This window comes from Streptomyces sp. NPDC002490 (genome assembly GCF_040296045.1).
Taxonomy (GTDB): domain Bacteria; phylum Actinomycetota; class Actinomycetes; order Streptomycetales; family Streptomycetaceae; genus Streptomyces.
The window spans coordinates 25,915-38,368 of sequence record NZ_JBEOWM010000019.1; the positions used below are offsets into that span (position 1 = coordinate 25,915).

Below are 12,454 nucleotides of genomic sequence, written 5' to 3' on the forward strand. Positions count from 1 at the left end.
GCATACGGCCCCGGAGGGCGGGGCCGGCCGCCGGGGGAGAATGGGCACCGTGGCCGGTCAGGAGGAGCGCGCACGGCACTGGCAGTACGCCGGGCTGCCCGGCGTCGACCTGTTGCGGGCCACCGAGGAGGGCAACGCCCTGGCCGCCGACACGCTGCTGCGGGCCACCGTCACCCGGCTGCTGCGCCGGGCCGGCGGCGCCCTGCCCGCGCGTCCGGTCCGCTCGGCCGGGGCCCGTACGGCCGCCCGGGCCCGTGCCGTGCTGGAGGAGGGCCTGGACCGGCCGCCGAGCCTGGAGCGCCTCGCCGCCGCCCTGGGCACCTCGCCGTTCTCCCTGCTCAGAGCCTTCCGCGACACCTACGGGATGCCCCCGCACACCTGGCTCACCGATGCGCGGGTGCGCCGGGCCAGGCACCTGCTGGACGCCGGAACCCCGCCCGCGGAGGTGGCCCTCGCCGTGGGCTTCGTCGACCAGTCGCACCTCAGCCGCCACTTCGCCCGGATCGTCGGCGTTCCCCCGGGCGCCTACCAACGGGGGCGCAAGAACGTACAAGAAGCCTCCGGCGCACTCGTCGTACTGTCGAGGGCGTGACAGAAGCGACAGAACGGATATCCGCCGCGTCGGCCGGCAGGACCGACGTACCGGACCGGCCGGAGGGACCCGGCAAGCGCGACGCCGCCGTGGTCCGGGACGCGCTCGGCGTCGGAGTGGCCGTCGGCCTCTCCGGCTTCGCCTTCGGGGTGACCGCGGCCGGCGGTGGCCTCGACCTCCTCCAGACCTGCGTCCTGAGCCTCCTGGTCTTCACCGGAGCCTCCCAGTTCGCCCTGGTCGGCGCGCTCGCCGCGGGCGGCAACCCGTTCACCGCCGCGGCGGGGGCCTTCTTCCTCGGCGTCCGCAACGCCTTCTACGGGTTGCGGCTGTCCCAGGTGCTCGCCCTCCCGCGCGCGGTGCGTCCGCTGGCGGCGCACTGGGTCATCGACGAGACCGCGGTGGTCTCCCTCGCCCAGCCCACCCGCCGGGCCGCCCGGATCGGCTTCACGGTCACCGGGCTCACCCTCTACGTGCTCTGGAACCTCACCACCCTGCTCGGGGCGCTCGGCGCGGACGCCATCGGCGACACCGACGCCTGGGGGCTCGACGCCGCCGCGCCCGCGGTGTTCCTCGCCCTGCTGGCCCCCATGCTGCGCACCACCGCCGAACGCGCCGTCGCGGGCCTCGCGGTGCTGTTGGGCCTCGGACTGCTCCCGCTGCTGCCGGCCGGGGTGCCCGTGCTCGCCGCCGCCCTCGCCGCACCCGTGGTCCTCTACGTCAGCGGACGGCGGACCCCCCGTGCCCCGGACCGTCCGGGAAGGCGGGTCGCCCGGTGACGACGACGATGGTGTGGATCGCGATCGGTGTCACCGCGGTCGGCTGCTACGCCGCGAAGCTGCTCGGACTGCTCGTCCCCGCCGGGGTCCTGGAGCGCCCCCTGGTGCGCCGGCTGGCCGCCCTGGTGCCCGTCGCGCTGCTCGCCGCGCTCACCGCCCAGCAGACCTTCGCGGACGGGCGCGCGCTGGTCCTCGACGCCCGGGCCGCCGGGCTGGCCGCCGCGGCGGTCGCCCTGCTCCTGCGGGCGCCGTTCCTGGTGGTCGTGGGGGCGGCCGTGGTGGTGACGGCCGCCGTGCGGGCGGTGGCCGGCTGAGTCCCGGGCCGGCCGCCGCCCGACCGGCTCACCCGATGGGCCGGCCGTACGCGCGCAGGGTGCGCAGGGCGTCCAGGGTGACGATCGGGCGCCACTCCAGTGCGGTGCCGGGCGCCCACAGCCGCCACTGGATAGGCCAGCCCCCGTCGCCCTGCTGCTGGGCCGCGAGGGCGTCCAGGGACCGGTTCATCTCCGTGTCGGTGAACCACCGGCGGGCGAGCGAGCGGGGGGTGCGCGCGAAGTGGTGCGGGTAGTGGTGCTCGGCGGGGGCGTAGCCGGGGGCCACCGGGAAGTCGTCCAGCCGCTCGGGGTCGAGGACCGCGAGCCGTTGCTCCCGCACCAGCCGCCCCAACCGGTCCGCGGCGGCCTCCGCCCGCGAACGGTCGGGCACCGCGTCGAGGAACACCAGCGCGGCCTCGATCTCGTAGGGGTGCGACTTCTCCAGCGACTCCACCACCTGCCAGCAGAAGTCCGTCGCCCGGAACAGCCAGGCGTGCCAGACGTCGTTGCGGTGCAGCAGCCCCACCACCGGGCCGGTCGCCAGCAGGTCCCCGGGCGGATCGTCGACGACGGGGACGAACGGGGCCGAGGGGTAGGCCCGCTGCGAGGGCAGCACCGAGGGCAGGGCGCCCTCCGCCGTCGACGCGGACGTCAACTGCCGGCACAGCCGTTCCACCCGCTGCCCCCCGCACCGCCCGATCGCGTCCAGCACCCGCAGCGCGTGCGCGGCGTGCAGCGGCTGGCTCACGGGGCCCCGGAGGTCCGGTTCCAGGCCGTGGCCGTAGCCGTCGTCGGCGGTGCGGTACGCGTCCAGCGCGGCCTCCACCGCGTCGGCGCAGGCCACGCCCAGGAACTCGTACGCGAACCTGCGCTGCTCCAGCACCCGCGCGGTGAGCCACAGGAACTCCGCCGCTCGGGCGAGGGGGGTGTGCGCCGGCCCGGGGTGCGCGGCCCCGGTCGAGGGGGTGGCGCCGCGGGTCGCGGCGGACTGCGGGGGAGGGGGGAAAGCTCCGGAATCGGCCATGCCACGACCGTAGAGGCCGATCATGGCGCGGGGAGCGGTACCGGCCCGGCTGCACTCTCAGGGGCGGGATACTGGGGGCATGCGGTTGACGGTTTTCTGGCAGCGGATGGCGGACCACTTCGGACCCGGGTACGCCGACACCTACGCCCGCGACCACGTGATGGCGGAGTTGGGCGGGCGCACGGTGCATCAGGCGCTGGACGACGGCTGGGAGGCCAAGGACGTGTGGCGGGCGGTCTGCGAGGCGGCGGGCGTGCCGGCGCACCTGCGCTGAGGCCCGGCGGGGTCGGAACCCGGGCGACGTGCGTCAAACTGGCAGCGTGGCAGCCATAGAAGACACGGACGACAGCGCGAACCCGGCGCGCCCGGGGGCCAGCACCTCGAAGAGCGACGGCACCGACGGCGGGGGCGGGGCCCCGGGGCCGTCGTCACCCGCCCCCGGAGCCCGGCCGCCGTCGCCCGCCGCCGACGTGGGCGCGGCGCTCCGGGGCGCCCGGATGCCCCGCTGGCTGCCCAGGGCCATCGCCCTGGCGCTCGCCCTGTACGCCTGCTTCCAACTCGGCAGCTGGGCGTTCCACCAGCTCACCGGGTTGCTCATCAACGTCCTGATCGCCTTCTTCCTCGCCCTGGCCATCGAGCCGGCGGTGAGCTGGATGGCTTCGCGGGGGGTGCGCAGGGGCGTCGCCACGGCCACCGTGTTCCTCGGCCTGGTGGTGGTGACGGCGGGCTTCGTCACCATGATGGGATCGATGCTCGCCAATCAGATCGCCAGCATCACCGAGGACCTCCCGGAGTACGTCGACTCCGTCATCAACTGGATCAACACGACGTTCGGCACCGAGCTGAACCGTCTCAAGGTGCAGGACAGCGTCGTCCACTCGGACTGGCTCCAGAAGTACCTCCAGAACAGCGCGACCGGGGTGCTCGACGTCTCCGCGCAGGTGCTCGGCGGGCTGTTCGAACTGCTGACCGTGCTGCTGTTCTCGTTCTACTTCGCCGCCGACGGCCCGCGGCTGCGGTGCGCGCTGTGCTCCGTGCTGCCGCCCGCCCGGCAGGCCGAGGTGCTGCGCGCCTGGGAGATCGCCGTGGACAAGACGGGCGGCTACCTCTACTCGCGCGGTCTGATGGCGCTGGTCTCCGGCGTCGCGCACTACGTGCTGTTCCAGGTGCTCGGCGTGCCCTACGCGCCCGCGCTGGCGGTGTGGGTGGGCCTCGTCTCGCAGTTCATCCCGACCATCGGCACCTACCTCGCGGGGGCGCTGCCGATGCTGATCGCCTTCACCATCAACCCCTGGTACTCGCTGTGGGTGCTGGTCTTCGTGGTGGTGTACCAGCAGTTCGAGAACTACCTGCTCCAGCCGAAGCTGACCGCGCGCACCGTCGACATCCACCCGGCCGTCGCCTTCGGCTCGGTGATCGCGGGCACCGCGCTGCTCGGTGCGGTGGGCGCGCTGATCGCCATTCCCGCCGTCGCCACCCTCCAGGCGTTCCTGGGGGCGTACGTGCGCCGGTACGACGTGACCGACGATCCCCGGGTCCAGGGGCGCCGCCGGCCGGTGCCGGCCGGCGGGATCGCCCGGGCCCGGGCGATGTTCGGCGGGGCGGCCCGCACCACGTCCGAGGCGGACGGGACCCCCGGCTGACCCGGTCCGGTCCGGTCCGGCCCGTGCGGTCGCGGGCCGGACCGTGCGCGGCACGCTTGACATGAAAATCGAACATCTATTCTGATAAGAGGGGTCCGCGTCGACGTGGCCGCTGAGGAACCGGTGGATCACCGGGTCCTCCGGGGCCCGTGAGGGTGATGCCGGTGAGCGTGTCACCGGAGTCGTCCACAGGCCGGACCGGCGTCGGGACGCGTTGTCAGTGGCAGGCGTTAGCGTCTTTGACGTGAAGCGATCGACTCAAGCACACCGGGTGGAACCCATGGCAGGAAACGACCGCGAGAAGGCGCTCGACGCCGCACTCGCGCAGATCGAACGACAATTCGGCAAGGGCGCGGTGATGCGCCTGGGCGAGCGGCCGAACGAGCCCATCGAGGTCATCCCGACCGGGTCGACCGCGCTCGACGTCGCCCTCGGGGTCGGCGGGCTGCCGCGGGGCCGCGTGGTCGAGGTCTACGGCCCGGAGTCCTCCGGCAAGACCACCCTGACCCTGCACGCCGTGGCCAACGCCCAGCGGGCGGGCGGTCAGGTGGCCTTCGTGGACGCGGAGCACGCCCTCGACCCCGAGTACGCCAAGAAGCTCGGCGTCGACATCGACAACCTCATCCTCTCCCAGCCCGACAACGGTGAGCAGGCCCTGGAGATCACGGACATGCTGGTCCGCTCCGGAGCCATCGACCTCATCGTGATCGACTCCGTCGCCGCGCTCGTCCCGCGGGCGGAGATCGAGGGCGAGATGGGCGACTCCCACGTGGGCCTCCAGGCCCGACTGATGAGCCAGGCCCTGCGGAAGATCACCAGCGCGCTCAACCAGTCCAAGACCACGGCCATCTTCATCAACCAGCTCCGCGAGAAGATCGGCGTGATGTTCGGCTCCCCGGAGACGACCACCGGTGGCCGCGCGCTGAAGTTCTACGCCTCGGTCCGCATCGACATCCGGCGCATCGAGACCCTCAAGGACGGCACCGAGGCGGTCGGCAACCGCACCCGCTGCAAGGTCGTGAAGAACAAGGTCGCCCCGCCGTTCAAGCAGGCCGAGTTCGACATCCTCTACGGCCAGGGCATCAGCCGCGAGGGCGGACTGATCGACATGGGCGTGGAGCACGGCTTCGTCCGCAAGGCCGGCGCCTGGTACACCTACGAGGGCGACCAGCTCGGCCAGGGCAAGGAGAACGCCCGCAACTTCCTCAAGGACAACCCGGACCTCGCCAACGAGATCGAGCGGAAGATCAAGGAGAAGCTGGGGGTCGGGGTCAAGCCCGAGGCGCCGGCGGGCGAGACGGACACCGGGGCCACGGCGGAGGAGGCCAAGGCGGTCCCCGCGCCCGCGGCGAAGACCACCAAGGCCAAGACCGCGGCGGCCAAGGCGTAGCCCGTGACACGGCGCACCGACTGGTCGGAGCGCCCCGGGGCCCCGGGGCCCCGGGGGGCCGACCCGTCTCCCGGTCACGCAACGGCGCCGGACGGTCACGGGGGGCGGGAGCTCCACGACGACCCGGCGGCGGAGGAACCCGGCCGCGGCGTCCGGCGCCGCGGGCGCCCGCGCGGCCGCCACGACAGCGGCTCCCCCTCTCCGTCGAGGGCCGGTCAGGGGGAGCCGCCCAGGGATCCCGCCGAGCGGGCGCGCGCGATCTGCCTGCGCCTGCTCACCGGAGCCCCGCGCACCCGCCGGCAACTCGCGGATGCCCTGCACCAGCAGGACGTCCCGGAGGAGGTGGCGCAGGAGGTCCTGACCCGCTTCGAAGAGGTGGGCCTGGTGAACGACGGGGCGTTCGCGGACGCCTGGGTGGAGTCCCGGCACCACGCCCGTGGCCTCGCCCGTCGTGCCCTCGCCCGGGAACTGCGCACCAAGGGCGTCGACCCGGCCGTGATCGACGGTGCCGTTGCCCAGCTCGATCCCGCCCAGGAGGAGGCCACCGCCCGTGCCCTGGTGGCCCGCAAGCTGCCCGGCACCCGCGGCCTCCCCCACGACAAGCGGCTGCGCCGTCTCGCCGGCATGCTCGCCCGCAAGGGCTACCCCGAGGGCCTCGCCCTGCGCGTGGTCAGGGAGGCGTTGCGCGCGGACGCCGACGACGGCCGGGAAGCGGAGCAGTGGGAGCCCGGCCACAGGGCGTACGAGCCCCCCGAGCCGTAGCCGACGGAGGGGGCCGCACGATCGGACGGGCGGCCGGACCGGGGTGCCCCGGCAGCGGGACACCCCGGGGAGTACGACGGGACGGGGCTCAGCCGGGGGCGGTCGGGGCCTTCGGCGGGCTCCCCGGCGGCCCTCCCCTCGGAACGGTGACCGGCAGCCCGGCCGCGCGCCACGCCTGGAAGCCGCCCACCAGGTCGGTGGCCCGGTGCAGTCCGAGTCGGTGCAGCGATGCGGCGGCCAGGCTGGACGCGTACCCCTCGTTGCAGATCACCACCACCCGCAGGTCGTGGTGGCGGGCTTCGGCGGCACGATGGCTGCCCAGCGGATCGAGTCGCCACTCCAACTCGTTGCGCTCGATCACCAGGGCCCCGGGGATCAGCCCGTCACGGTCCCGCAGCGCGGCGTAGCGGATGTCGACCAGGAGTGCGTCACCGGCGCGCGCGGCGGCATGGGCCTCGCCGGGGGCGAGCCGGTCCAGCCCGGCGCGGACCCGCTCCAGGTGGACGTCGATGGACACCGCGCCGGAACCGGTTCCGGCGGCGTCCGCGGGGTCGCTCACCGCCAGTCCTCCGGACGCTCGACGTGCTCCAGCCGCAGGAGCGGTCCGGAACGACTGAAGCGGCGGATGTGCGGCAGCGGCGGGTAGTAGGCGTGCACCGAGACGGCGTGCGCGGTCGCAGAGTCGTTCAGCACCTCGTGCACGTGGTGACGGCCGAACGCGCGGCCCCGCCCCGCGGTCAACCGGCGGGTGCGGTCGAGCCCTTCGTCGAGTTCGAGGCTCCGCCACCCTTCGGTGGGGAGCCGGGCGTTCAGGGAGTGCTCCCGCAGTGCACCGCGCGCGGTGAAGAAGGCGCCGACCGAACCGGCGTGGTCGTGCCAGCCGGTGCCCGTTCCGGGCGGCCAGCCGATCAGCCACGCCTCGCTGCCGCCCGGGCCGTCGAGGCGGACCCAGGTGCGGTCGTCGGGATCGAGGGGCAGGGAAGCGATCAGCTCGCCGTCCGCGGCGGTGCGGCCGACGAAGTCGAGGAGTTCCGCCGGGCCGGGCGCCCGGGTCGACGGGACGGAGGGGGAAGGGGAAGAAGGGGAAGGGGAAGCGAGGGATGCGGAAGGGGGCACGCTGCCGTCCTGGAGTTCGCGGGAACGCGCACGACCGCGGGGACCGGGCCACGCCGGTGCACGAGGAGGCGCACGCGGACGAGCCGGACCGAACGGCGGTGTGCGGAAGGGGAAGGGCGAAGTCAGCAGGACCAGCGACACACGCAGCCCGCGTAGCGGACCAGGTCCATATGGACCCTCCGCCACAGGCGCACATCGGTGTCGGTCACGTGCCGGAGTAGACCACGACGTCGGAACCCGGTCAACAGGGCCCCGCCCGCCCCCGTCCGGTCCCGGTCAGTCGGTGGACGCGTCCGATGACGCGTGCGCACCGCCGAGAGCGGTGTCGGCCGCGGCCCGGAGCTCCGCCGCCTGCACCCCGTCGAATGTCGCCACCAGGAAGCCGTCCGGCCGGATCAACAGCACGGAGTGGGCCGGCGCGTCCCGGTAGGACTCCGCGACCAGGAGTTCGGCACGGCAGGGGAGCGCGGAGACGGCCGCCGCGAGCCGGGGCATGAGCCCGGCGCTCGCCCAGTGCCGCCGCTCCCACACCCCGGTGCCCGGCGCGATGAGCAGCACGATCAGCTGCTCCCGACCCAGCCGCTCCCGCAGGTGGACGAAGGTGCCGTCCTCGGCGGTCACCCGGACGTCGGCCATCGGCTCGCCCGGTGCGGTGCCCACCGGCACCGCGGACGGAAAGGGCGCCGGGGTGAGCGGCGAGCGGGCGTGCGCCCCCAGCGCCCCCAGCAGGCCGCGCCCCAGGTGGCCGTCCGTGAGCAGGGCGTCCCGCCCCCGGGCGGACCCCGGAACGTAGGACCGCAGCCCGCCGCCCCCGCGCAGCAGCGGAAGGGCCTGGTCGGCGGCGCGCAGCCGGGCGGCGACGGCGGCCCGGCGCTCCGTCTGGTAGCTGTCCAGGAGCGCCTCGGCGGGACCGTGGTGCCAGGCGTGGGAGAGCTTCCAGGCGAGGTTCTCCGCGTCCCGCAACCCTTCGCCCAGGCCCTGGGTGCCGAGGGCGCCCAGGAGGTGGGCGGCGTCACCCGCGAGGAACGCCCGCCCGACCCGCCATCTGCGGGCCAGCCGGTGGTGGACGGTGTGGACCCCGGTGTCGACGAGTTCGTACGCGGGTGCGCTGCCCCCGTTCCAACCGGTCAGGGTCTCGTGCACCAGGGCCACCAGGGCGTCCGGGGTGACCAACGCGTTCTGCGGGGGCAGCAACCAGTCCAGCCGCCACATCCCGTCCGGCAACGGCCGCCCGGTCACCTCGTCGCCGGCCAGTCGCCACGGCGGCATCCGGTGCAGCAAGGCTTCGCCCGGGTGGGGGAGTTCGGTGCGCAGGGCTGCGACGGCATGCCGTTCGACGGCGGTGCGGCCCGGGAAGCGGACGTCCAGGAGCTTGCGCACCGTCGACCGGGGCCCGTCGCAACCGACCAGGTAACTGCCGCGCCACCAGGTGCCCTTGGCCCCCCGGGTGCGGACGCTCACCCCGTCCTTCTCCTGCTCGATCGCGTCCACCCGACTGTCCACCGCGACCTTGACCAGGCTCTGCCCCTCGATCGCGCTCCGCAGCGCCGCGGTCAGCAGGTGCTGGGCGAGGTGGAGCGGGGACGGGGCGTCGGCGTCGAAGGCGGTCCGCTGCCCGGACTGCTTGCGCCGCAAGGTCCGCCAACCGGTCCAGCGGGTGCCGGTGTCCGGCGCGGTGAGCGCGCCACCGGTCAGCCGGTCCACCAGTTCCGCCGTGTCTCCGTGCAGGACTGCGGTGCGCGCGTGCCGCGGCTCGTCCTTGCCGGGGCCCTCGTCCAACAGGACGGTGGGCACTCCGTAGCGCGCGAGGGAGAGGGCCAGCGTCAGCCCCACGGGCCCCGCGCCGACGATGATCACCGGGTCCACGGTGTGGTGCCCCCTGCCCGGAGAAGAGTCCGCGACGGCTGGTCAGGTGTACGGAACGCACGGCAGCGGAGCACGGGAGCGGGGTGAGCGATCACAGAACGTATGCAACCCACTGCCCGTGCTCGCGTCAAGTGACAGAGACGATGACCTCACCGCCCGTGCCTCCATGGCTCAACCCCACAGGTCACCCGGGTCCGCTGCCACGGTACGCGACCGGGCCGGTCGGGCACAGACCGTCTCCGGCGGCCGGCACCCCCGTGGCCGGCCGCCGGAGCCCGACCACCGGTCAGGGCCGGTCGGTCTTGCCCACCGCGGTGCCGGTGCCCGTGTCGGCAGCGCCCGCGGGTGCCGGCACCACCGGTTGCCCGGGGTCCGCCGGCCCGGTCTTGCTCCGGCTGCCGCGCTTCTCGATCCAACTGGCCAGTGAGGACAGGGCGAGGCAGAGGGCGATGTAGATGGCGCCGACGACGATGACCACCGCGGTGATCGGGTTCTCGTCGTTCACGATGATGTTGTTGGCCATCTCCCTTGCTTTGTAGAGCAGTTCGGGATACATGATCACGTATCCCAGGGAGGTGTCCTTGAGGGTCACCACCAACTGGCTGATGATCGAGGGCAGCATCGCCCGGATCGCCTGCGGCAGTTGGACCAGCACCATCACCTGCGACTTGCGCAGGCCCAGCGCGTAGGCGGCCTCGACCTGCCCGCGCGGCACGGCGTTGATGCCCGCTCGCAGCACCTCGGCCTGGACCGAACCGTTGTAGACCGTGAGTCCCACGACCAGGGCCCAGAAGGCGGAGTTCTCCCCGATGACGCCCAGGTCGGTGCGGTAGGACAGCACCAGCACCCACAGGGCGTAGATGGTGATGAGCAGCGGCACCGCGCGGAACAGCTCGATGAATCCGGCGGCGAGGGCCCGGACGACCTTGTGGTCGGACAGCCGTGCGACCGCGAGCAGCAGACCCAGTGCCAGCGAGAGCACGCCCGCGATGGCGAACACCTTGAGGGTGCTGAGGACTCCGTCCCGGATGTTGGCGCGGACCCCCGCGTTGTTGAAGATGTTCCAGACCTCGGGCTCCAGCTGGCCCTTGGCGTGCAGGCGGTAGACGGCGAACACCACCAGGCCCGCGATCGCGCCCGCGCCGATCACGCTGAGCAGACGGTTGCGCACCCGCGCCTTGGGACCGGGCGCGTCGTACAGGACGCTCGAACTCATCGTGCGACCCCCATGCGTCGCTCCAGCAGCTTGAACGCGCCGCTGATGGTGAAGGTGATGATCAGGTAGCCGAGGGCCACCCAGAGGAAGATCAAGGCGATGGCGATGCCCTTGTCGCTGAGGAGCTTCTGCACGCCGAACAACTCGGCGGTGCTGAAGGCGCCCGCGATGGCGGAGTTCTTCGTCAACGCGATGAAGATGGAGCTGAGCGGCGGCAGCACGGTCCGGGTGGCCTGCGGCAGCACGATGAGCCGCAGGGTCTGGAAGAACGTCATGCCCAGGGAACGCGCCGCCTCGGCCTGCCCCATGGGCACCGTGTTGATGCCCGAGCGGACCGCCTCGCAGACGAAGGCCGAGGTGTAGCAGCCGAGGGCGAGCAGCGCCTTGGTCCACGGGCTCAGCCCCGGCATGAAGATGGCGGGGATCACGAACCAGGCGATGAGGAAGAGCAGGGTCAGGGGGGTGTTGCGGAACAGGGTCACCCACGCCGTGCCGAACAGGCGCAGCGGAGGAATGGGGGAGACGCGGAATCCGGCGACGATGAGCCCCAACACCATCGCGAGCAGCCCGCTGGCCAGGGTCAGCAGGATGGTGCCGATGAACCCCTCGCGGAACTCCGGGAGATGGTCGAGAAGTACGTTCACGGGGATGTCCTCGTGGGCGGCGGGCGGGCAGGGAAGGCCACCGGCGGGCGTCGTCGTGGCGGGCCCGGGGCGGTCGCGGTGCTGCCGGTGTTCCGTCGTGCGGCGGTGCGGAGGGCCTCCGCACGACGGTCAGCGAGCGGCGTCAGGAGCGGTCGAGCGCCGGCGGCGCGGCGTAGGCGGAGCCGGACAGTCCCAGCGTCGCCTCGTACACCTTCTTGTAGTCGCCGTTCTTCTGGTGCGCTTCCAGGGCGTTCGTCACGGCCTTCTGGAGGCCCGCGTCGCCCTTGGCCATGCCGATGCCGTAGGGCTCCTCGGTGAACGGCTTCCCGATCACCTTCAGCTTGCCCGGGCGCTGGGCCGCGTAGCCCTTGAGGATGGCGTCGTCCGTGGTGACCGCGTCGACCTCGTTGTTGATGAGCTGCTGCACGCACTCGGAGTACTTCGACAGTTCCACCGTCTCGGCGCCGTACTTGGGCTTCTTGATCTCCTGGAGCGGGGTGGAGCCCTTGATGGAGCAGACCTTCTTGCCCTTGAGGCCCTCGGGCCCGCTGATGCCGGACTCGTCCTTGCGGACCAGCAGGTCGGCGCCGGCGAGGAAGTACGGGCCGGCGAAGCCGACCTGCTTCTTGCGCTCGTCGTTGATCGTGTACGTACCGACGTACAGGTCGACCTCGCCCTTGGAGATGGCGGTCTCGCGGACGTTGGAGTCCACGGTCTTGAACTCCAGGTCGCCGACGGCGAACCCCAGGTCGGCGGCGACCATCTTGGCGATCTCGATGTCGAAGCCGGACCGCTTGCCGTCGGTGTCCTCGAAGCCGAGGTACGGCTGGTCGCTCTTGGCGCCGATGACCAGCTTGCCCTTCTTCTGCGCCGCCTTGAGCACGGGCGAGTCGACGGAGACGTCCTCGGCCACCGCGTAGGTGGGCAGCTTGGGGGCGTCCTTGTCGGCGTTGCCCTTGCCGGGCGAGTCACCGGCGTTGCCGGATTCGCCGCCGCAGGCGGTGGCGGTCAGGGCGAGGACGGCGACGGCCGCCACGGCGGCGGACTGGCGGAGCTTCATGGGAGATCCTTCGGTCGGCGGGATCGGTGGGTCGGCGGAGCGCCGGTGCGG

The 12,454-nt window shown here is 73.1% G+C and carries 14 protein-coding genes and 1 pseudogene; 7 read left to right on the top strand and 8 right to left on the bottom strand.

The window, feature by feature from the left end; all coding sequences use genetic code 11:
* Nucleotides 1-109: 109 nt before the first annotated feature.
* The 3 genes and pseudogenes from ABT092_RS14540 to ABT092_RS14550 form a co-directional block, all read left to right on the top strand.
* A pseudogene (locus ABT092_RS14540) lies at nucleotides 110-559 on the top strand (helix-turn-helix transcriptional regulator); the annotation flags it as partial.
* A 50-nt stretch (nucleotides 560-609) separates the two neighbouring features.
* A complete protein-coding gene (locus tag ABT092_RS14545; protein ID WP_502968445.1) occupies nucleotides 610-1,368 on the top strand; it encodes an AzlC family ABC transporter permease in 759 nt (252 codons plus the stop codon).
* Nucleotides 1,369-1,376: 8 nt separating this feature from the next.
* Complete coding sequence (locus tag ABT092_RS14550) at nucleotides 1,377-1,682, top strand: AzlD domain-containing protein (protein WP_351243734.1); 306 nt, start codon at nucleotides 1,377-1,379, stop codon at nucleotides 1,680-1,682.
* 28 nt (nucleotides 1,683-1,710) lie between these two features.
* Here ABT092_RS14550 and ABT092_RS14555 read toward each other — a convergent pair whose 3' ends face one another.
* Nucleotides 1,711-2,706, bottom strand: a complete 996-nt coding sequence (locus ABT092_RS14555; protein WP_351243579.1) for a hypothetical protein — start codon at nucleotides 2,704-2,706, stop codon at nucleotides 1,711-1,713.
* Nucleotides 2,707-2,785: 79 nt separating this feature from the next.
* Between ABT092_RS14555 and ABT092_RS14560 the strand changes: the two genes are divergently transcribed.
* The 4 genes from ABT092_RS14560 (at nucleotide 2,786) to recX (ending at nucleotide 6,501) form a co-directional block, all read left to right on the top strand.
* Complete coding sequence (locus ABT092_RS14560; RefSeq protein WP_351243581.1) at nucleotides 2,786-2,980, top strand: DUF3046 domain-containing protein; 195 nt, start codon at nucleotides 2,786-2,788, stop codon at nucleotides 2,978-2,980.
* A gap of 46 nt (nucleotides 2,981-3,026) precedes the next feature.
* The gene (locus ABT092_RS14565; RefSeq protein ID WP_502968441.1) at nucleotides 3,027-4,349 is read left to right on the top strand and encodes an AI-2E family transporter; all 1,323 of its coding nucleotides are present in this window, start codon (nucleotides 3,027-3,029) and stop codon (nucleotides 4,347-4,349) included.
* A gap of 280 nt (nucleotides 4,350-4,629) precedes the next feature.
* Entirely contained in the window at nucleotides 4,630-5,739 is a 1,110-nt protein-coding gene (gene recA, locus ABT092_RS14570; protein WP_351243583.1) for a recombinase RecA, read from the top strand.
* 3 nt (nucleotides 5,740-5,742) lie between these two features.
* On the top strand, nucleotides 5,743-6,501 hold the full coding sequence (recX, locus tag ABT092_RS14575; RefSeq protein WP_351243585.1) for a recombination regulator RecX: 759 nt from the start codon (nucleotides 5,743-5,745) through the stop codon (nucleotides 6,499-6,501).
* Nucleotides 6,502-6,589: 88 nt separating this feature from the next.
* On the opposite strand, the gene ABT092_RS14580 is transcribed toward recX, so the two are convergent.
* The 7 genes from ABT092_RS14580 to ABT092_RS14610 all read right to left on the bottom strand — a co-directional run bounded on the left by ABT092_RS14580 (nucleotide 6,590) and on the right by ABT092_RS14610 (nucleotide 12,403).
* The gene (locus tag ABT092_RS14580; RefSeq protein WP_351243587.1) at nucleotides 6,590-7,060 is read right to left on the bottom strand and encodes a rhodanese-like domain-containing protein; all 471 of its coding nucleotides are present in this window, start codon (nucleotides 7,058-7,060) and stop codon (nucleotides 6,590-6,592) included.
* The gene (locus tag ABT092_RS14585; protein ID WP_351243589.1) at nucleotides 7,057-7,617 is read right to left on the bottom strand and encodes a cupin domain-containing protein; all 561 of its coding nucleotides are present in this window, start codon (nucleotides 7,615-7,617) and stop codon (nucleotides 7,057-7,059) included. The genes ABT092_RS14580 and ABT092_RS14585 overlap by 4 nt, the downstream gene beginning before the upstream one ends.
* 122 nt (nucleotides 7,618-7,739) lie before the next feature.
* Nucleotides 7,740-7,928 carry a putative leader peptide gene (locus tag ABT092_RS14590; RefSeq protein ID WP_351243591.1) on the bottom strand — a complete coding sequence of 63 codons (189 nt, stop codon included), beginning with the start codon at nucleotides 7,926-7,928 and terminating at the stop codon, nucleotides 7,740-7,742.
* Nucleotides 7,894-9,483 (bottom strand): FAD-dependent monooxygenase, encoded by a 1,590-nt coding sequence (locus tag ABT092_RS14595; RefSeq protein WP_351243593.1) that lies wholly within the window; start codon nucleotides 9,481-9,483, stop codon nucleotides 7,894-7,896. Before ABT092_RS14595 ends, ABT092_RS14590 begins: the two co-directional genes overlap by 35 nt.
* 286 nt (nucleotides 9,484-9,769) lie before the next feature.
* The gene (locus ABT092_RS14600) at nucleotides 9,770-10,699 is read right to left on the bottom strand and encodes an amino acid ABC transporter permease (protein ID WP_351243594.1); all 930 of its coding nucleotides are present in this window, start codon (nucleotides 10,697-10,699) and stop codon (nucleotides 9,770-9,772) included.
* The gene (locus tag ABT092_RS14605; protein WP_351243595.1) at nucleotides 10,696-11,343 is read right to left on the bottom strand and encodes an amino acid ABC transporter permease; all 648 of its coding nucleotides are present in this window, start codon (nucleotides 11,341-11,343) and stop codon (nucleotides 10,696-10,698) included. The genes ABT092_RS14600 and ABT092_RS14605 overlap by 4 nt, the downstream gene beginning before the upstream one ends.
* Before the next feature lie 142 nt (nucleotides 11,344-11,485).
* A complete protein-coding gene (locus ABT092_RS14610; RefSeq protein WP_351243596.1) occupies nucleotides 11,486-12,403 on the bottom strand; it encodes a glutamate ABC transporter substrate-binding protein in 918 nt (305 codons plus the stop codon).
* Between the last annotated feature and the right edge of the window lie 51 nt (nucleotides 12,404-12,454).